This is a genomic window from Hahella sp. KA22, from assembly GCF_004135205.1.
Taxonomy (GTDB): domain Bacteria; phylum Pseudomonadota; class Gammaproteobacteria; order Pseudomonadales; family Oleiphilaceae; genus Hahella.
In genome coordinates, this window is record NZ_CP035490.1 from 230,172 (window position 1) to 249,660 (window position 19,489).

General features: G+C 55.7%; 18 protein-coding genes. 5 read left to right on the forward strand and 13 right to left on the reverse strand.

Annotation, left to right across the window (positions count from 1 at the left end):
- Positions 1-41: 41 nt before the first annotated feature.
- From oadA to EUZ85_RS01105, 5 genes are all read right to left on the reverse strand, one after another.
- Positions 42-1,838 (reverse strand): sodium-extruding oxaloacetate decarboxylase subunit alpha, encoded by a 1,797-nt coding sequence (oadA, locus tag EUZ85_RS01085; protein ID WP_127974109.1) that lies wholly within the window; start codon positions 1,836-1,838, stop codon positions 42-44.
- Between the two features lie 15 nt (positions 1,839-1,853).
- Positions 1,854-3,269, reverse strand: coding sequence for an acetyl-CoA carboxylase biotin carboxylase subunit (locus EUZ85_RS01090; protein WP_206618173.1), 1,416 nt, complete (start codon positions 3,267-3,269; stop codon positions 1,854-1,856).
- Positions 3,270-3,471: 202 nt separating this feature from the next.
- Positions 3,472-4,353 (reverse strand): ABC transporter ATP-binding protein, encoded by an 882-nt coding sequence (locus EUZ85_RS01095; RefSeq protein WP_127974110.1) that lies wholly within the window; start codon positions 4,351-4,353, stop codon positions 3,472-3,474.
- Positions 4,354-4,393: 40 nt separating this feature from the next.
- Entirely contained in the window at positions 4,394-5,410 is a 1,017-nt protein-coding gene (locus EUZ85_RS01100) for an ABC transporter permease (RefSeq protein ID WP_127974111.1), read from the reverse strand.
- A gap of 48 nt (positions 5,411-5,458) precedes the next feature.
- The gene (locus tag EUZ85_RS01105) at positions 5,459-6,820 is read right to left on the reverse strand and encodes a CmpA/NrtA family ABC transporter substrate-binding protein (protein ID WP_127974112.1); all 1,362 of its coding nucleotides are present in this window, start codon (positions 6,818-6,820) and stop codon (positions 5,459-5,461) included.
- A 325-nt stretch (positions 6,821-7,145) separates the two neighbouring features.
- Between EUZ85_RS01105 and EUZ85_RS01110 the strand changes: the two genes are divergently transcribed.
- Positions 7,146-8,261, forward strand: coding sequence for an ABC transporter substrate-binding protein (locus tag EUZ85_RS01110; RefSeq protein WP_127974113.1), 1,116 nt, complete (start codon positions 7,146-7,148; stop codon positions 8,259-8,261).
- 136 nt (positions 8,262-8,397) lie between these two features.
- Here the strand turns inward: EUZ85_RS01110 and EUZ85_RS01115 are convergent, their stop codons facing one another.
- Positions 8,398-9,591 (reverse strand): hypothetical protein, encoded by a 1,194-nt coding sequence (locus EUZ85_RS01115; protein WP_127974114.1) that lies wholly within the window; start codon positions 9,589-9,591, stop codon positions 8,398-8,400.
- 140 nt (positions 9,592-9,731) lie between these two features.
- Between EUZ85_RS01115 and EUZ85_RS01120 the strand changes: the two genes are divergently transcribed.
- Both EUZ85_RS01120 and EUZ85_RS01125 read left to right on the forward strand, forming a co-directional pair.
- The gene (locus EUZ85_RS01120; RefSeq protein WP_127974115.1) at positions 9,732-10,694 is read left to right on the forward strand and encodes an isoaspartyl peptidase/L-asparaginase family protein; all 963 of its coding nucleotides are present in this window, start codon (positions 9,732-9,734) and stop codon (positions 10,692-10,694) included.
- 149 nt (positions 10,695-10,843) lie between these two features.
- A complete protein-coding gene (locus EUZ85_RS01125) occupies positions 10,844-12,787 on the forward strand; it encodes a methyl-accepting chemotaxis protein (RefSeq protein ID WP_127974116.1) in 1,944 nt (647 codons plus the stop codon).
- Between the two features lie 21 nt (positions 12,788-12,808).
- Here the strand turns inward: EUZ85_RS01125 and EUZ85_RS01130 are convergent, their stop codons facing one another.
- The 5 genes from EUZ85_RS01130 to EUZ85_RS01150 form a co-directional block, all read right to left on the reverse strand.
- Positions 12,809-13,264, reverse strand: a complete 456-nt coding sequence (locus EUZ85_RS01130; RefSeq protein WP_127974117.1) for a DUF4124 domain-containing protein — start codon at positions 13,262-13,264, stop codon at positions 12,809-12,811.
- 119 nt (positions 13,265-13,383) lie between these two features.
- Complete coding sequence (locus tag EUZ85_RS01135; protein ID WP_127974118.1) at positions 13,384-14,199, reverse strand: DUF2310 family Zn-ribbon-containing protein; 816 nt, start codon at positions 14,197-14,199, stop codon at positions 13,384-13,386.
- A 22-nt stretch (positions 14,200-14,221) separates the two neighbouring features.
- The gene (locus tag EUZ85_RS01140; protein ID WP_127974119.1) at positions 14,222-14,443 is read right to left on the reverse strand and encodes a hypothetical protein; all 222 of its coding nucleotides are present in this window, start codon (positions 14,441-14,443) and stop codon (positions 14,222-14,224) included.
- 33 nt (positions 14,444-14,476) lie between these two features.
- The gene (locus EUZ85_RS01145) at positions 14,477-15,025 is read right to left on the reverse strand and encodes a 2OG-Fe(II) oxygenase (RefSeq protein ID WP_127974120.1); all 549 of its coding nucleotides are present in this window, start codon (positions 15,023-15,025) and stop codon (positions 14,477-14,479) included.
- A gap of 142 nt (positions 15,026-15,167) precedes the next feature.
- Positions 15,168-15,821 carry a glutathione S-transferase family protein gene (locus EUZ85_RS01150; RefSeq protein ID WP_127974121.1) on the reverse strand — a complete coding sequence of 218 codons (654 nt, stop codon included), beginning with the start codon at positions 15,819-15,821 and terminating at the stop codon, positions 15,168-15,170.
- Between the two features lie 104 nt (positions 15,822-15,925).
- Here EUZ85_RS01150 and EUZ85_RS01155 point away from each other — a divergent pair, with 104 nt between their 5' ends.
- Positions 15,926-16,903 carry a YafY family protein gene (locus EUZ85_RS01155; RefSeq protein WP_127974122.1) on the forward strand — a complete coding sequence of 326 codons (978 nt, stop codon included), beginning with the start codon at positions 15,926-15,928 and terminating at the stop codon, positions 16,901-16,903.
- Between the two features lie 19 nt (positions 16,904-16,922).
- On the opposite strand, the gene EUZ85_RS01160 is transcribed toward EUZ85_RS01155, so the two are convergent.
- Both EUZ85_RS01160 and EUZ85_RS01165 read right to left on the reverse strand, forming a co-directional pair.
- A complete protein-coding gene (locus EUZ85_RS01160) occupies positions 16,923-17,375 on the reverse strand; it encodes a hypothetical protein (protein WP_127974123.1) in 453 nt (150 codons plus the stop codon).
- Between the two features lie 281 nt (positions 17,376-17,656).
- Entirely contained in the window at positions 17,657-17,983 is a 327-nt protein-coding gene (locus tag EUZ85_RS01165) for a copper-binding protein (protein WP_164887411.1), read from the reverse strand.
- A gap of 440 nt (positions 17,984-18,423) precedes the next feature.
- Between EUZ85_RS01165 and EUZ85_RS01170 the strand changes: the two genes are divergently transcribed.
- The gene (locus EUZ85_RS01170; RefSeq protein ID WP_127974125.1) at positions 18,424-19,407 is read left to right on the forward strand and encodes a lipin/Ned1/Smp2 family protein; all 984 of its coding nucleotides are present in this window, start codon (positions 18,424-18,426) and stop codon (positions 19,405-19,407) included.
- The last annotated feature ends 82 nt before the right edge of the window (positions 19,408-19,489 follow it).

The following is a 19,489-nucleotide window of genomic DNA, read 5'->3' on the forward strand; positions in this document are numbered from 1 at the left end:
CCCCCTCAGGGACGACGATGGTGAATGCCTGACAGGCGGGATCAGGCGGTCTCGATATCCACCAGGATTTCTCCCGGCGTGACGCGGTCGCCTTTCTTGGCGAAAACGCCTTTCACCACGCCTGCGACGCCGACTTTGATCTCGGTTTCCATCTTCATGGCTTCGATAATCAACACTGCGTCGCCAACGGCCACGGTCTGACCTTCCTTGACCAGCACATCGACAATGTTGCCGGGCATGGCGGTAGTGATATGACCGGGCGCGGAAGCACGCTGACGCTTGCCGCCGCCTTCAGCCGGCGTATAAGCGCCGGTGGATTCGATCATGATCTCTTCCGGCTCGCCGTCCACCGTCATGTAGAAACGACGCTCGCTCTCGCTGCCGGGGCTGACGCCCGTGACATGAATGTCGTAGGTTTCGCCGTGAACAGTGATCTTGAACTCGGTCGCCACGCCCGCCGCCTTGGCGTCCGCCTTCGGCTGCAACGGCTCCGGCTTGAGAGTGCCCGCTTTGCGCCCTTGCAGGAAGGGCTTGGCCACTTCCGGGAACATAGCGTATGTCAGCATGTCTTCATCCGACTCCGCCAGATCGCCCACTTCTTCTTTCAGCTTGTGCAACTCCGGCTGCAACAGGTCTGCGGGACGACAGTCGATCACGTCTTCCTTGCCAATTGCCTGCTTCTGCAACTCCTGATTCACCGGCGCCGGCGCCTGACCGTACCAGCCCTGCAGATAGCGCTTCACTTCGTTGGTGATGGTTTCGTAACGCTTGCCGGTAATGACGTTAAGCACCGCCTGAGTTCCCACGATCTGGGAGGTCGGCGTCACCAGCGGCGGATAGCCGAGGTCTTCGCGCACCCGTGGAATTTCGGCGAACACGTCGCGAATGCGATCCAGCGCGCCCTGCTCTTTCAACTGGTTGGCCAGGTTGGACATCATGCCGCCAGGCACCTGATTGATCAGCACACTGGTGTCGACGCCGTTGTATTCGCTTTCAAACTGATGGTACTTCTTGCGCACTTCACGGAAATGCGCCGCCACCTCGCCCAGAATTTTCATATCCAGACCGGTTTCGTAGCCCGCCGCTTTCAAGGTCGCCGCAATGGTTTCCGTGGGCGGATGGCTGGTGCCGCCGGCGAAGGAGGAAATACAGGTGTCGAGATGATCCACGCCCGCTTCCACCGCCTTCAACTGGCACATGGACGCCATACCCGAGGTGTAGTGGGAATGCAGGAAGATCGGCAGTTTCAAGGACTGCTTAAGCGCGCTGACCAGATCGAAAGTCACTTGCGGCGTCAGCAGACCCGCCATGTCTTTGATGGCGATGCTGTCCGCGCCCATATCCGCCATACGCTTGGCCTGGTCCACGAACGCCTCGACAGTATGCACCGGGCTGGTGGTGTAGCAGATCGTGCCTTGAGCGTGCTTGCCGGTTTTCTTCACCGCCGCAATGGCGGTTTCCAGGTTGCGCACGTCATTGAGGGCGTCGAAGATGCGGAATACGTCGATGCCATTGCTGGCGGCCTTTTCCACAAACGCCGTCACCACGTCATCGGAGTAGTGTCGGTAGCCCAACAGGTTCTGACCGCGCAGCAGCATCTGCAGACGCGTGTTGGGAATGGCTTTACGCAGTTGACGCAGTCTCTCCCAGGGGTCTTCCTTCAGGAAGCGCACGCAGGCGTCGAACGTGGCGCCGCCCCATACTTCCAGAGACCAGTAACCGGCTTTGTCGAGTTTTTCCGCCACCGGCAGCATATCTTCCGTGCGCATGCGGGTGGCGATCAGCGACTGGTGGCCGTCGCGCAGGATGACGTCAGTGATGTTTATTTTCTTACTCATACTTAATTCGCTCCCTTACATGCCCGCCTGCGCGGCGACCGCCGCTGCGAGCGCGGCGGCCAGCGATTCCGGCCGACGTTTGATGGAATAGTTGATCAGTTCAGGATGGGCTTCGACGAAACCGGTATTGAAGTCTCCCGCGCGGAACTCGGGATGCCGGAGAATCTCGCGATAATAGGGGATCGTCGTACGAATCCCGTAAATCTGCATATCCTCCAACGCCCGCTCGGCGCGCTCCAGCATGTCCTCCCAGGTCAGATTCCAGACGATAAGCTTGGCGCACATGGAATCGTAGTAAGGAGGAATGGTGTAACCGGTATAAATCGCCGCATCGGTCCGTACGCCCGGGCCGCCGGGAGAGTAGTAGCGGCTGATGCGTCCGAAGCTGGGCAGAAAGCCGTTTTTCGGGTCTTCCGCGTTGATGCGGAACTGGGCGGCGAAACCGCGATAGCTGATGTCCGCCTGCAGGAAAGGCAGGGGCTCGCCTGCGGCGATGCGGATCTGGGTTTTGACAATGTCGATGCCGGTGATTTGCTCGGTGATAGTGTGCTCCACCTGCACCCGGGTGTTCATCTCCATGAAGTAGAAGCTGCCGTCATGATCGAGCAGAAACTCCACCGTCCCCGCATTTTCGTAACCCACTTCCCTGGCGACTTTCACCGCCAGTTCGCCCACATAGTGGCGCTGTTCGTTGGAGAGCTGCGGCGAGGGCGCCAATTCGATCAGTTTCTGATTACGGCGCTGAATGGAGCAATCCCGCTCGTACAGATGCACGACGCCGCCATGAGCGTCCGCCAACACCTGCACCTCGATATGACGCGGGTCGACGATGCACTTTTCCAGGAACACTTCCGCACGGCCAAACGCCTTGGTGGCTTCAGAAATAACCCGTTGATAGTTGCTGCGCAGGTCTTTCTCGTCGTTACAGCGGCGAATGCCGCGTCCGCCGCCGCCGGAGGTGGCTTTCAGCATGACCGGGTAGCCTAAGCCCGCGGCGACTTCCACCGCGTGCTCCAGATCCCTCAGGTTGCCTTCGCTGCCGGGAGTCACAGGCACGCTGGCGCGCTTGGCGCTGTTGCGAGCCTCGGTTTTATCGCCCATTTGTCGAATGACGTCGGCGCTCGGACCAATAAATTTCACCCCCCGCTGGGCGCAGATTTCCGCCAGCTCAGCGTTTTCGGAGAGAAATCCATAGCCCGGATGCAGCGCGTCACAGCCTGTCTCCACCGCCAGATTCACGATCTGATGCGGGTTGAGATAGCCCTGCAACGGATCGGACCCCAGGCAATGGGACTCGTCCGCTTTCTTCACGTGCAAGGCGTAACGGTCTGCTTCCGAATAGATCGCAACAGATCGAATGCCCAGTTCGCGACAGGCGCGGGCGACCCGCACCGCGATCTCGCCGCGGTTGGCTATCAATACTTTTTTGATCGACAGCCTGGGTCTCGATGATGATTGTGGTTGTGATGATGTAGAAGTTACAGGCACTGGAATTATCCCTCTTCTTTTCTTTAGTGACTAAATGAGAGTCATTTAGCCGGCGATAAGTCTAGCGGGAAATACGTATGTCTGTGAAGAAAAGTAACGTCATTGTGTCGATAAAGTTTATTAATCGACTCTCTGAGCGGCCTGATCAGGCCGCTTCTTGCGCCTTTCGCGGCGATTGAGAAGGCTTTTTCGCGCCGTTTTCAATCACTGTACTGGAGTCCTCTTCCACAGAGGGCGCTGTTTTATCCCCGCGCCGCTCATGCAGGAAACGCAACACTTCGGCCCTTAAGTGGTTATAGCGGCTGTCATCCGCCAGCGCCAGCCGATCGCGCGGACGCGGCAGGTCTACAGGCAGCACTTCGCCAATGGTCGCCGCCGGCCCGTTGGTCATCATAACGATGCGATCGGACAGCAGCACCGCTTCATCCACGTCGTGAGTGATCATGACGACCGTGTTGTTAAGCGCATTCTGGATTTCCATCAAAGAGTCCTGCAAATGCGCCCGGGTTAACGCGTCCAGCGCGCCGAAAGGCTCATCCATCAGCAGCACCGAGGGCTCCATCGCCAAAGCGCGGGCGATGCCGACCCGCTGCTTCATGCCGCCGGAAATTTCTGACGGCTTCTTGTGCATGGCGTGATCCATATGCGCCAGACGCAGATTGTGCTCGATCCACTCCTTCATTTCCCGCTTGTTCTTTTTGCCGCGAAATACCTGACGCACCGCCAGCTCCACGTTTTCATAAGCGGTCAGCCAGGGCAACAGGGAATGGTTCTGAAACACCACCGCCCTCTCCGGCCCCGGCTCGTTTACTTCCCTGCCGTCCAGCACGATGCCGCCTTCCGTGGCCTGCAACAGCCCAGCGATGATATTGAGCACCGTGGACTTACCGCATCCCGAATGCCCAATCAGGGAAACAAATTCCCCTTTCGCAATGCGCAGATTGACCCGATCCAGGGCTTTGAATTTCCCTTTTGGCGTATCGAATTCTATGCTGACATGGTCGATCAACAAATGTTCAGCGGACATAGGCGACTCCTCTTGATTAAAGCTCACAGGTTCAATTTGTTCAGCGTATGTCCGCTGTTTTATCCCAGGCGATGCGACGCTGTATGGCCAGCATGACGCGGTCCAGCGCAAAGCCGATAAAGCCGATGGTGAACACCTCCACCATGATGCGCCCCAAGGAATTGGAGCTGCCGTTCTGAAACTCATCCCACACGAATTTGCCGAGCCCCGGATTCTGCGCCAGCATTTCGGCGGCGATCAGCACCATCCAGCCCACACCCAATGACAAGCGCATGCCGGTGAAGATCATCGGCACGGCGAACGGCAGCACCACTTTGCGCACCTTGGTCATCCAGGACAGGCGCAGCACCAGACTGACATTGTTCAGGTCCTTGTCCAATCCGGACACGCCCACGATGGTGTTGACCAAGGTCGGCCACATGCAGCACAGGGTGACGGTGATGGCGGAGTTGATGAACGATTTCTCCAGCAACGGATCATCGGTGACGTACACCGCGCTCACCACCATGGTCACCAACGGCAGCCAGGCCAGTGGCGACACCGGCTTGAAGATCTGAATCAGTGGATTCACCGCCGCGTACATGGTCTTGCTTAACCCACACACGACGCCAACCGGCACGGCGATCAGCACCGCCAGACTGAAGCCCACGAAGACGGTATAGAGGCTGGTGACAATCTGATCCAGATAGGTCGGACGTCCGTTGTAGGAACGCCACTTCACTTCCGCGGCAGGGTCCTGCGCCAGCTTTTTCGCGTTGCGCTCTTCCTGACGTTGATAGAACGCTTTCGCCTTTGCCCGCTCTTGTCGGTGCTCCAGCCATAGTCCCTGCGCCTGTTCCCAGACTTGCGCCGGCCCCGGCACAGCCCCCAACGAGGTCTGAATGCGCGACGCCGCCGCGTCCCAGACGCCCAGAAACAATAGAAAAGCCAGTAGCGGCACGCCAACGCCCCGCACAATTGCAGAGAGCTGCTCACGGGGATTTTCCCCTTTCAGCAACCGCACCCAGGGCGCCAGCCAAGCCGCGCTTTCCAGCCGTTGAGAGAGTTGAGCCATCATTTATCCGTCCTCACGCCAAAGGCGTCGGGCGCGCCCGACGCAGAGCCGTTATTCCACTGTCTCGTCGCCTTTCAGACCGATGCTGAAGCGCGCGAGATAAGCATTAGGTTGGCGACCATCGTAGGTGACGCCATCAATAAACTCGGACTGCGGCGGACGGAACCCGTCTTCACTGGCGAAGTCGGGAAAGTCGGATTTCGCCATCTTGCCTTCCGCGATCAATGCTTCCGCCGCTTTGCGGTATATATCCGGGCGATAGACCTGCTTCGCGGTTTCCATATACCAGCTGTCAGGCTTGGCTGCGGGAATCTGCCCCCAACGACGCATCTGGGTGAGATACCAGATGGCGTCGGAGTAGTAGGGATAAGTGGCGTGATAGCGGAAGAACACGTTGAAGTCCGGCAGAGCGCGCTTATCGCCTTTTTCGTACTCAAACGCGCCGGTCATGGAGTTGGCGATTACCTCATAGTCCGCGCCGACGTAATTGGACTGGGACAGGATTTTCACCGCCTCGGGGCGATTGGCGTTGTTGTTTTCATCCAGCCATTTGGCGGCGCGAATCATCGCTTTCACCACGGCGATATGGGTATTGGGATATTTATCCGCCCAGGCTTTGGAAACGCCAAACACTTTCTCAGGATTATTTTTCCACAGCTCGTAATCGGTGATGACCGGCACGCCAATGCCTTTGAAGACCGCCTGCTGATTCCAGGGTTCTCCCACGCAGTAGCCGAAGATCGTGCCCGCCTCCAAAGTGGACGGCATCTGCGGCGGCGGCGTCACGGATAGAAAAGCGTCGGCTTTGATCTGACCAGTGATGTCGCCCTTATGCGGCGCGTAGTAACCGGGATGAATTCCGCCCGCCGCCAGCCAGTATCGCAGTTCATAGTTATGGGTGGAGACGGGAAACACCATGCCCATCTTGAAGGATTTGCCTTCGTTCCGGTACTTCTCCAGAACCGGCTTGAGGTAATCCGCCTTGATAGGATGCACCGGCTTGCCGTTCTCCATCGGGATATGCTTTTTCATCTCCCGCCAGACATCGTTGGACATGGTGATGCCATTGCCGTTCAGGTCCATGCTGAACGCGGTAATAATGTGCGCCTGAGTGCCAAAGCCGATAGTGGCGCCCAGCGGTTGCCCCGCCAGCATGTGCGCGCCGTCCAACTCTCCGGTGATCACCCGGTCCAGCAGTACTTTCCAGTTGGCCTGAGCCTCCAGTTCCACGTACAAACCTTCGTCTTCAAAAAATCCCTTTTCCCGCGCAATCGCCAATGGCGCCATATCGGTTAACTTGATGAAACCAAACTTCAAATCTTCCTTCTCCGGCTCCGCTGCAAAAGCGCCGCTTACGCAACAGGACAGGACAATCCCCTTCACCAGATTCTTTAGCGTTATCGTGACTTTCATGGTCCGCTCCGAGGTTAAGAACTGACCACATCAATCCAACATTCATACCATTGGCGGATTTTTATCTTTTAAATCATTATGTTGACATTCAGTCATCTTAACGACGCACTTTTTTGGCGCTGGCGAAAATCACCTGACGCACCAAGTTATCCCAACACCATGCACTATGTCCGGCGCGTATCGCACCATTTGAGTGAACATTGACCACCCCGCTCGCCCCATCACTTTGGCTTTTCCTCACAGGTAAGCGATACTTTGTCATATTCCTTTCTCGAACTGCTTGAACGGCAAGAACTGCATGAATTACATAAACTGAGAGGCATCTGTGGTCAGAGGCGCGTCGTTATGGGTCGCTCTGCTGTTTTATTGCTGCGCAGCAAATGCTGCGCAATATCGCTTCGCCCTGTTGATTCCCAACGACACTCCGTTTTGGAACCGGGTGGCGTTGTTTGCGCAAAGCGCTGCGGAAGACCTGGATGTGGAGCTGCATGTGCTGGACGGCGACGCCGACCGCCATTTGATGCTGCGGCAGTTCGAACGCTTGCTGAAAGAGCGGCGTAAGTTCGACGCCATTATTTTTCCGAACTTTCTGCAGACGGCGGAAGCCTTCATCCCCCTCTGTGAAAGCTCGCCGGTGATTTGCGTGCTCTATAACAGCGGCCTCGAAGGAGAGGCCGCCGACACGCTGGGGAGTCCCAAGCAGCGCTTCGAACACTGGATCGCCCAACTGCTGCCGGACGATATCGGCTCCGCCACCGCCGTCACTGTCGCGCTGATTCGTAATGTCAGAGCCAACGCTCCCGGACGCCGGGTCAATATGATCGCCATCAATGGCTTCGCCGCCGATGGCCCGGCCATCGCCCGGGAGAAAGGGTTGCGCACGGCGGTAGGCTTATTCGACGACGTCACGCTTAATCAGGTGGTGTACACAGACTGGAGCGCCGAAGATGCGGAAAGTCGCACGATGGGGCTGCTGGAGCGCTTTCCTGACACCAACGCCATTTGGTCCGCCAACTATCGCACGACTGTAGGCGTCCTGGCCGCGTTAGAGAAATACCAGCGCACGCCGGGCCGGGATGTCTGGGTCAATTCCTATGACATCAACCCGACCTCTCTGCGCCAGGTAAGCGAAGGCGCGCTCACGATCACCGCCGGCGGCCACTATGTCGAAGGGGCCTGGGCGGTCATCCTGGCCTTCGATCATTTACAGGGTAAGCCCCGCCCGGTGGCCACCAGCGTGTTTCATACCCCTCTGCTGCTGGCCAATCACCGCAACGCCGGCAAGATCATCGCCGTGCTGAAGCGCCTGGAAGACTATCCACAGACCCTGCGCAAAGTCGACTTCTCCCGCTATTCCCTTGCCTTGAACCCAACCATCTCGGCCTACAACTTTTCCCTTGAATCCGTAATTGAACAAATGGCGCTAACGAGCAATTATTAACATGGCAATGATATTGGCATGTTGATCATCAGGCGCATGGACGCGCCTGCGCGGCGTTAAGCCGCGGGAGACAGGGCCTGACATGTGCAGGCCCTGTCGTTGCAGACAAATAGAAGGAAGCTATTTGTCTGCCTGATTAATCGTCATCCTGTTTGATAAAGGTGACGCCAGCGATACCCGCCACGGTGGAGGATTTGCCTCCCTTGCTGTCGAAATGATAGAAGCTGACGCGCTCGGTGCGCCCATCATCGAACTGCAGGGTGAGCGCGTATTCGCTCAGGCGATATTTCCCGGCGGCGCCAGCGTTGGCGTAGGTGGAGACGCCCGCGCCTGCAGACGCCACAGAGCCGCCGGAAGACCGGTTCAGTTCAAAACGTCCGTCACGGGTGAAAGTGATGGTTTGCGCTGAGGCGATGACATCCATCATGCCCATTTCAGCGCTGGGCATGATCATGGTTGAACCGGCTTTCCAGGTTCCATCCAGTTTCGCGTTCTTGTCTGCAGGCCATACTGGATAAACTTGGGGAACCTCCCTGGGATCGTCTCCGGGAATACTAAAAATGTAGGTATCGCCCTGCTCCTTCCAAGTACCCCAGGCTCTGGGCCGGACGCGCCGGGAAGCTGTTACATCCAGGTCTTCCAACGCCAGGTCGAAATCACGATACAGATCGCCGTTACTGAACAGAATCTGAGGTTTAAATATCAGGCTGAAGCCGTTTGTCGAGGAGATCAGCACTACCTTCTCCACCTCATCCCAATCCGGGCCGCTCCCCTGTTTCAGGTACTTATCCATCTCAGCGGAAATAAGGGACACCTTCACCGCAGGTTTATCGCCTTGGTTCCGGGATGAACTGGGAGCCGCCTTTGCAGCGTCGGCATGGTGTGGAGAAGTCTTCAACGTTCGATAAAAATCCGGATTATTGCGGACCGGATTGAATTCATCGCTGGCGATGGCTTCCGCCATCGCCTTACATAGTCGCGGCATCTTACTTTCCAGAGAGCGGCGCATTTTGAGTTTGGCGGTCTCCAGAAGATAGCCCGCTTTCGGGTTGTCCTCAGCGCGACGACGCACCACGGCCTCCACCTGCGCAACCTGATTGCGCTCCGCCCACTGCTGGTAAGTCACTTCGCTCACCACAGACAACTTCGCCTCGTTACAGAGCGCCCGGCTGATGCGTATGGCCTCGATACGTTGATAAACATCCGCCAGCCCGTCGGCGGCGCGTGCAGGCGACGACGCCAATACAGAGACGGCGATAATCGCCAGCGCCAAAATCGGCGTGCTGCGCCAGGCGTGAATAAATAGGGTCGACCGACAAACGCATAACATGATGATTGATCCCCTGACTGGAAAATTGGAATATTGATCTGCTGTTGAAACGCTCCAGTTAAACAAGCCCCGCCTGGGGCGATAACTGGGGAAAACCCCAGGCGCCAGCAGTATTTCATCAAGAAAACCAGGAAACTTTTATGACGCAGCCGAATCGATACGCGATCGCCATTCATGGAGGAGCGGGGACCCTGTCCAAAGGAATGCTCACAGAGGACCAGGAGAACGAAGTACACGCCGCCCTGCGGCAAGCGGTCATGGCGGGCAAACAGATATTAGCCCAGGGAGGAACCAGCCTGGACGCCGTCGAGGCGGCGGTGCGCGAGTTGGAGAACAGCGAGTGGTTCAACGCCGGCAAAGGCTCCGTCTACAACTACGATGGCGACCATGAACTGGACGCCTCCATCATGGACGGAGCCACCCTGAAAGCCGGCGCCGTGGCGGGCATCCGCAACAGCCCAAATCCTGTGACCGTGGCCCGCGCGGTCATGAATAAGTCCGAACATGTCCTGTTGGCGGGTGAAGGCGCTGACCGTTTCGCCAAGGCCATGGGATTGCCCCAGGTGGAAAACTCCTGGTTCGGCACCCCCATGCGCCATAGCCAGTGGCGTCAGGCCCAGGATAAAGCCAAGCCCAGCCTGGAGCCGGGCGCAGAGGACTATAAATTCGGCACCGTGGGCGCTGTCGCCTTTGATCAGGCCGGCAACCTGGCCGCCGCCACGTCCACTGGCGGCATGACCAATAAAAAGTACGGCCGTGTGGGCGACTCTCCACTGATCGGCTGCGGCGCTTACGCCGACAATCGCAGTTGCGCCGTCTCCACCACCGGACATGGCGAATATTTTATCCGCCATGTGGTGGCGCATGAGGTGTGCGCCCGTTATCGTTATCTGGGCGAATCGCTACAGCAGTGCGCGCACCAGGTATTGTTCGAGGAGTTACAGCCCAGAGGCGGCGAAGGCGGACTGATCGCCATCGACCATACCGGCGCAGTGGTGTTGAATTTTAATACGGAAGGCATGTATCGGGGCTGGAGCGAAGGCGATGGCGAGGTTTTCACCGGCATCTACGGTGACGACGCGGTGCGCCCCAGTAAGGCTTAACGGCCATAGCCGCTAAGATTTAGCATTATTTTTAGCCAAAACAGTGGGATAGACTATTCTTAAAGAAGGTTTTTGACAAAAGCCCTCTTCTCTTCCGTCAGGACGCGAGGGGGCTTTGCGCCGTTTGTCAGTACTTTCTGGGGATGTCTATGCCTAAATTGCTGCGTTTTTTCACCACCCGGCTGTTGCGGCCGGTGCTTATCGTGTTGTGCGTTGCGGTGGCGCTGCAGATTGTCGCCAATATTCTGCTCGGACAATTTCAGTTAAACAATCTGGTCAAAGAGGTCGAGTCCGGCCTGCGTGACAGCCGCCAGAAGGTCAGCACTGAATTGAGCGCGGCTGAAAGCACCGTCGCCACACAATTACAGACCATGTCCGACAACGCCCAGCAGCAGCTACAGAGTAAGCTGGGCGCGCAGTTGGAGAATCAGCGCAAGGATATCGCCCAGAATCTGCGACAGACCCTGGATGAAGGGGTTAAAAACCTCACCGGCATCGTCGCCGCTATCGCCCCGCCCGCTATCTGGGACCGGGACACGCCTGAATTGACGCGCCTGGCGCAGTTGGTGGATAACAGCGACTCTATCGTGTTCGCCGGCTTTTATGGCTTCTTCGGTCAGGAACCCGAGCAGTTGACCCGCTATGTCGACCGCACCGATGAGAAAGTGCAGGAGTTGATCAAACAGGGCGAAGGCAAAGGCTCGCTGGCCAAAGTCATCGATGCGGCGGAGAAAGATCCCGGCATCGTTGTCATTCGTACGGACATTGCGCCACAGGGAGCGGTGATCGGCCAGTTCGTGGTTGGCGTCAGCACTTCCCGCATCGACGGTCAGATGGAGCGCCTGAAAGGCCAGTTCTCAGATCTTACCAACCAGAGCAAAGTGGCGGTGGCCAATGTCCTCGGCAGTGAATTGTCACGCGTGTCAGAGGCGCTGCGACTGTCTCTGAAAAACACCGAAACGCAAACGGACGAGTCCATTTCCTCTGCCGTTCTACAAATTCGCGAGGGAGCGGAGTCGTTAATTGGCAGTCTGACCACGGCCTCTCTTGCAGCAGGAGTTATTTTGGTCGTGCTGATATCCCTGGTGCTGGGCGTACGGGTAGTGTTGAAGGTGGATGTGCTGAGCAAAGCCATCTGGAACATCGCCGAAGGTGAAGCGGACCTGACGCAACGGGTGAGGATTCAGGGCAATGACGAAATCGCCGATGTGGGCAAAGGCCTCAACGTCTTTATCGAGCGGATACAGAAAATCGTGTTGAACGTCAATAAATCCGCGGAACTGGCTTCGTCGCAATCTGATGAATTAAAGCAGAACACCCAGCACGCCGATGAAGCCGTGGCGCATCAAAAGCAGGAAATTGAACAGATCTCTTCCGCCATCTCAGAAATGTCCAGCAGCATTCATCATGTGGCGGAGCATGTGCAGCTGGTGGCCAATGATGTCGACCACATCAAGTCGGAAACCAAGAAGTCCGGCTCTATCTCGCATAATCTGCGCAATATGTTGCATTCGCTGCAAACGGAGATGAGCAATGCGGAAGAAGTCGTCAATCAACTCGACTCTCACAGCAAAGAAATCGGCTCCGTATTGCTGGTGATACGCACCATCGCCGAACAAACCAACCTGCTCGCGCTTAACGCCGCCATCGAGGCTGCGCGGGCGGGAGACAGCGGGCGCGGTTTCGCGGTGGTGGCGGATGAAGTGCGCACTCTCGCCAATAAAACCCAGCAGTCCACCACAGAGATTCAAAACCGCATAGACAGCCTGCAAACCGGCAGTCAAAGCGCCGTACGTTCCATCAGCGCCGCGTCAGAACGGGCCAAGCGCTCCAGCGAGGCGTTCACCGAGTCTGACAGCAGTCTGGAGAACATCAACCAGTTAGTGATTGGTCTGTACGATCGCACCACTGAGATCGCTTCCATGGCGGAGGAGCAAAGCGGCGTCGCGGAGGAGATCAACCGCAATATCGTCAATATCGCCGACGCGTCGGAGCGCACACAGCAGTCCGCCGCCGAATCCGCCCAAGCCGGAGCCAGCATTCAGCAGTCCGTGTCGGATTTGCGACGGCAGGTATCTGAATTTGTGGTGTAGCGCCCGACGTTTTCTAAGGGACTAATAGGGCCGATACGTGCTCATGCACTGGGCGATGTGATTGGACGCGTCATTGAGACACTCGAAGAACTGACGTTGTTTGCCTTGCGCCTGCGAACACTCGCGCTGGGTTAGCTTGCCTTCAATGCGCTTCAACTCAGGCATGCCCTCATCGTATTGCGCCTGCGTCATGTGGCCGGAGTTCAGGTTTTTCCTGGCGACATCTCGCATGCTCGACAGCCAGTCCTTGCCATTGCTGATGGATTTAGAGCAGAAATCCGATCCCAGCGCTTCCCCTGACGCCGAACCTTCATCGTCCGTAGCGACGGGCGCCGCATCCTTTTTGATTTGCTCCTGCTTCTGCCCCGGGCAGGGACGATCCGAAAACGTCATATTGCCCGACGCATCCGTACACTTGTAAATACCCGCTTCAGCCATCCCTGGCAATAACAAGAAAACCACCGCCAACTTCCGCATTTCCAACTCCAAATACTCAGCCCACGCCACTCCTAACGAGCAGCCTTACAAAATAACCAGAATAGACCATCAATCCCAGGATACAAATAAAGGCGGAAATTCACGCCAGCCGGCGGCTACTAATCGCCTTTCCACTCGCCAATTGAGGCGCGCCGCTCATCATCGTCCGCTAATGCATGGCTGGCGACCAGTCTGCAGGGTTCGCATTGGTAGGGGAATAACCAGAGGTCGCTGCCCCCCTCAATAGAATGACCTGTCCGCCAATCTCCACCGCACCCTGGACACCGACGTTTTTCCTCATTTTTGCGCCGGCCCCAATACCGAAAGAGAAAGTAGTATGTAGGTACGCCAGTGGCGGCTTCAATGATCCGACACACCTCTTTCCCAGCTATGGTCAGCGCGCTTTTGGCGTCAGCAAGTTCCTTATAGGTTTCTGACTCAAGCACGGCGGACCTCATCCACATTGAATCGCACTGACGGCAATCCCGTTGCCAGAAATAAGCCTGCTCACGCTCATCTGCGTCACAAGGAACGGTATACAGGGTGATATTTTCTCCATTGTCGCCCCGATATAACGGCGACTCGCCGTCATTTTCGAGCGTATGCAGGTACAGGAATGGGGCGCCTTTCCATGAGGCTTCTGTCTTTGCCGCGTTATCCTCCAACGTTTCCCAAACCGGTTCACCGCCGAAATACCCTTTAAGCTCTTCCAATGACCTCAAGCCATAACGGTTATAGAACCTCAGCTCCGTGGCGCTGGGTCCAAGCGTATTAACATATGCGCAAACAAGCCCCTGCTGAACTGCGCAGACATAATCATCTACATTTACTTGCCCATTATGCGCAAGCGTAGAGAGAAAGCTGAACGCCAACTCCAGCGCCTCATCTTTATCATCATTAACCAGCGAACCAAAGGTTACTTTATGTAGAATCAATGCTTATCCCCAATCCCTGAACTCAGACCAAGCTGTATATAAAATACGCCCCAAATCCCACGACAACCCAGAACAATATCCCAAACACGATCGCAAATAATCCGTCCAGGTCGGCATGTTTACCGGCGAACAGTCGATGAATCAGATACCCGGGGCCTTTGATCAGAAATTCCATCACGAAAAAGAACACGCCTTGCGCTATGAAGCCCAGCAGCTTAAGGAAAAGGACTAACAGATCTTCCATCTGAATACCGCATAAATTTAGAGAGTAAGAAGGCTACGCCATTTCCCGGTACATCACATCCGTGCGCAGCACATATTTAACGCCGCTTTCAACGGTGGAGCCTTGATGCATCGTGGCATGGGGAAATACTACCACGGAGCCTTTTTCGGGTTTGATTTTGTCCCAGCGGAAAGCGATTTCTCCGCCTTCGTAGTCTTCATTCAGAAAGATCAGGAATGACAGCAGACTCGCTTCTTTTTCGTTGCGGGCGTAGGAGCCGTCGCGATGCCATTTAAAGTACTGGCCAGGTTCATAGCGATAGAAGCGCAGGCGCTCGTTCAAGCCGATCAGTTCCCAGCCGTCAACTTCCTGCGGCAGCATGGCTTTGATTCGATTGAAGATATTATTCGCCATGACAGCGTCGTCAAAAATCACGCGATCATTATTGCGAATATCTTTGTACATCTGCGATCCGCGCGCGGTTTGAATTTCCGCTTCGTCGTATCCCATCGCTTCACTGTCAGAAATATAAGCGTCGCATTCCTGGCTTGTTAGAAACCCTTGGATGGCGAAAACGCCTGCGCCGTATTCGATTTTTTTCATGTCGCCAACTCACTCCTATGACTACGCGGCGAATGCCCAAATGGGCGGTAGGAGTCTGTATTATCCTTTGGCGGACAGGGAAAGCCATACGCATAAGCCGCCCACGAGGGGCGGCGATAGGATGAGAAATAAGAAGGGGAAATCAGTCTGCTGATGCTTCCACTTTCGCCTGCAATTGCGCCGCTATCTCTGCGTCTTTGGCCAGCACTTCACTGAAACTGCGGCGACTGGTGACGCGTTTGATATAAGCGTCGATCACCTCCGTGCGCGCAACCAATCCAAACTGGGTACACCAATGGAAAGCCATTCCCCACAATACATCCGCCGCCGAGAACTTTTCGCCCAGAATATAGGGGCCACTGGCGATACGCTCGACGACAGCGTTCAACATGACGTCATAATCCGCATAGGGACTGGTGTCCCGAGGCGCGGGCTCTCTTTGCAGCGCTTTGTCCACCACCGCCGGCTCAAAACAACTGGCGTAATACACCATCCAGCGCAAATAAGGCCCGCGCAGCGGATCAGTCAACGCCGGGGCCAGACCCGCCTGAGGAAACAAGTCCGCCAGATAAAGAAAAATCGCCACCTGTTCCGTGATCAGCGCATCGCCATGCTGCAGTGCAGGCACTTTGCCCAAGGGATTCACCCGCAAATAGTCTTCTCGGCGGTTATCGCCATTGCGGATGTTGATCAGTTTCACCTCATAATCCGCCTCCAGCTCCTCCAACAATACCATGGAGCCGGTGGAGCGGGTTTGGGGACAGTGAAACAACGTGATTTTCAAATCAGAAGCCATGACGCATATCCTTTTGGTTGGAAAATAAACTCAGTGGCATAATACGACCTCATACCTGTCAACTTTTGTCAGGTTTAAAATAAAAAGTTCGCAGCAGGTTATTTATGCGCGCCAGCCGTCTCCTGAACATCCTTATGACCCTTCAAGCCCGCGGACAGACCACGGCGCCGGTGCTGGCGAAGGAGTGCGGCGTGTCCCTGCGCACGGTCTACCGCGACATAGAGACCTTGAGCGCACTGGGCATTCCCGTTTATAGCGAACGGGGCGCCGAAGGCGGATACCGTCTTTTGGACGGCTACCGCACCCGGCTCAACGGACTGTCGTCGCAAGAGGCGGAAGCCCTGTTCCTGACCGGATTATCCGGCCCCGCCACCGATATGGGCCTGGGCGCCGCCGTTTCCGCCGCACAGACGAAACTGCTGGCTGCCCTGCCCCAGGAAATGCGTTCCGGCGCGGAGCGCATGCAATCCCGGTTTCATCTTGACGCCCCCGCCTGGTTCGCGGAGTCAGAACACCCGGATCACCTCCGGGACATCACCCAGGCAGTCTGGGAACATCGAGCGATCGAAATGCGCTACCAGAGCTGGAAAGGAGAAAAGCAACGTCACGCGGAGCCCCTTGGGGTCGTCCTGAAAAGCGGTTCCTGGTATCTGGTGGCGCAAGTCGATGGCGATCTCCGCACCTATCGCATTTCTCGCATACTGGATCTGGCCATTTCGGAGACCCGTTTTGAACGCCCAGCTGAATTCGATCTGGCCGATTATTGGCGCGCCAATACTCTCCGACTGGAAGAGGAGCTGCACACCTACGTCGCTGAAGTGCGCCTGTCCGAAAAAGGCGTCTGGATGATGGACGCGCTCAACTCACCCTATGTACGCGCCGCCACCACGTTAGACCCGACTCCAGACGCTCAAGGCTGGCGCAAAGCCACGCTGCCCGTCGGCGCTCTGCGTCAGGCTTGTGTGGAACTCTTGCGGTTCGGCGCTGAGCTGGAAGTGCTGGGGCCACCGGAGTTACGGGAAAAGATGGCGAGTATCGCGGAAGAGATGGCGCAGTTGTATGCGGCGAAGAAGCGCCAATAGGTCTCGCACCTGCTTAGCGTTATCCAAGGTCACGGGCGCGTTGGTGAATATCAGCCAGCGTCCCGTAAATAGCCGCATTGTCGCTAACGACTAAGATAGTCTGCTGCAGCGGAATGGGAAGCTGCGCCACACCGTTAAGGAACTGGCGAATCTTGATCGGATCGCTCGCCAGAGCTTCCTCTCTGCAATACACCACAATAATCTGCGGACCGTAATTACTGGCCACTCGACCACGTAAAAAACCGCCGTAATCCGGCTCATCCAACAAAATATGTTTGAAGCCCTTCGGCGTGTTGTTCTTGTGTGAGTCTTTGGCGTCGAATAAATCCCCATCCGGATAAATCCAGAATACATAATCCGGCGCCAGATGAGTGAAGGCCTTAATCGCCTTCCGTCGTCCACGATAATGTTGCGCGAGAAAAGGAAAGTCCTCACAGGCCTTTTCTCTGGGAATAGAGCCTATTGTGATCATGAAGGGAAAGAAGAGATATTACCGATAGCCCTTCCAAAGGCCTATCGCCTAACTAATTGCGGAATGAAGAAACCAGACAAAACGCCTCGCTACACATTAAGAAGAACCTAGCGAGGCGCTAATGTTCCGTATTATTAATCCGGCAGACAAATAGCTTCCTTCTATTTGTCTGCAACGACAGGGCCTGCACAGGTCAGGCCCTGTCTCCCGCGGCTTAACGCCGCGCAGGCGCGTCCATGCGCCTGGTGATTAACATGCCAATATCATTGCCATGTTAATAATTATGTACCTTTACCACTGCCATCGTTCATTTCAACAACTTCGTAGTCACCGTCTTCTCTGATATTTAATTTAAAGAAGACTTTTTTTCCTTCAAAAATGCCATCCAGAGGTACGTTGCTGGTAACGTGGAAGGAAGACGTTTGAGTGCGCAAACCAATCTCAGGCATAGAGTTATGCGAAATAGACACCCTGCTATCCACAGCGTTGACGCTTTTCACATAGCCGCTACCTTCAGCGAAATGCGCCTTATCTGCTGAGAACACTGCTCCAGATAATGCAAAAAACATAGCACCTATGGCAGTTTTAACAGTTCGCGTTGTTGACATCTTTAATACCCTCCGGGAAGTGTATTCCGGCTTTCCCATATCATGTAGCTGTGAATATATACCTTCTCAACATCCAACTCTAGTTGAATTCCTGGAAGAAATCGCGACCTGATGCGCATATGCAACAAACTCTACAAAAGTCCCACAGTCGGTTGCAATCGGGCATAAGTCCGAGCCGACAGAGAAGCCTCCAATCAGATAGCTCTTTCATAATTCCTTTATCAATCTCCCCTGCCCCACAATATATCCCAAACCCCGTCAGATATAGGCTTTATTAGGGATACTCCCCTCCCTCTTCCACATGCACAATTTCCTGACGGTTTTAACCAGTTTTTCATATTGCTGTGAATAATTAAGGCCGCGTTCACACCCCGTTTACTGAACAGGATGAAATGGGGACGCCTCATTGAACAATAATTAAAAAAGGACTCTTTAAAATCATGCATAAACTCTCTTTTCTGGCTGGCGGGTTGCTCGCCGCCTCACTCAGTCTGACCGCTAACGCTGAATATTGCCCTGACTACGACAGCGTGCTGCATGCTCCAGGACTGCAGAAGCCGGCGCAGAAGTCGTTTCACCATTGGGGTAACCGTCTGCTCGCTTCTTTGAATAAGCCGTTCCATATGGTCCACGACCAGATCGTCAAAGCCGGCGATTCCGCCACCATGGTGGGGAAATTCGACTACTCCGCCCTGTTCCATAAAGACCTTGAGGACGAGGACATACATGTCTACGTCTACGGAACCGGTATGTCCGGTTGGGAGTATCTGGGAGAACATCGCACCAATAGCGATGGCAAGATTTACGTCAACCTCAACAAGCCTGAGGGCGACTATGTCGTACGTATGGTGGTGGAAGGCGATCATACTGAAGCATCCGGTTACCTGACCGTGGTGCAACCCGGCCGTAAAACCGTACTCTTCGATATCGACGGCACGCTGACCCTGAACGACTTCGAAGCCATCGACGACTACCTGGGCACGGATACCGCGGAAATGCACAACTACGCGGCGGAGGTAGTATGGGACTATGTGGAGAAAGGCTATCAGGTAGTGTATCTCACCGGTCGCCAGTACTGGATGGCCAAAACCACCCGCAACTGGTTCAACACCAAAGGCCTGTTCCAATGGCATCTGCGCACGGACAGCAACGCGGAAAACCCGGCCAGCCCGCAGACTCAGGCTTATAAAACCGCCTACATTCGTCACCTGCTGAACGACGTGCAATTGGATATCGTACGCGCCTACGGCAACGCCGCCTCCGATATCGCAGCCTACGCCGACGCCGGCCTGTCCAAGTCCGAGACTTACATCATCGGGCCGGAAGCTGGTCAAGAAGGGACGCAGGCGGTTGATGGCGATTACACCTATCACTACTCCACCGTTGTGACGGAAACTCCCGCCGCCGGCTGCGAGTGGCGATAATCAACACTGCTAAAGCGGCAATAAACAGGGAAGCCTTTGTTTCCCTGTTTTCATCTGATCAGGGTGGAAACGGAAATTCTTC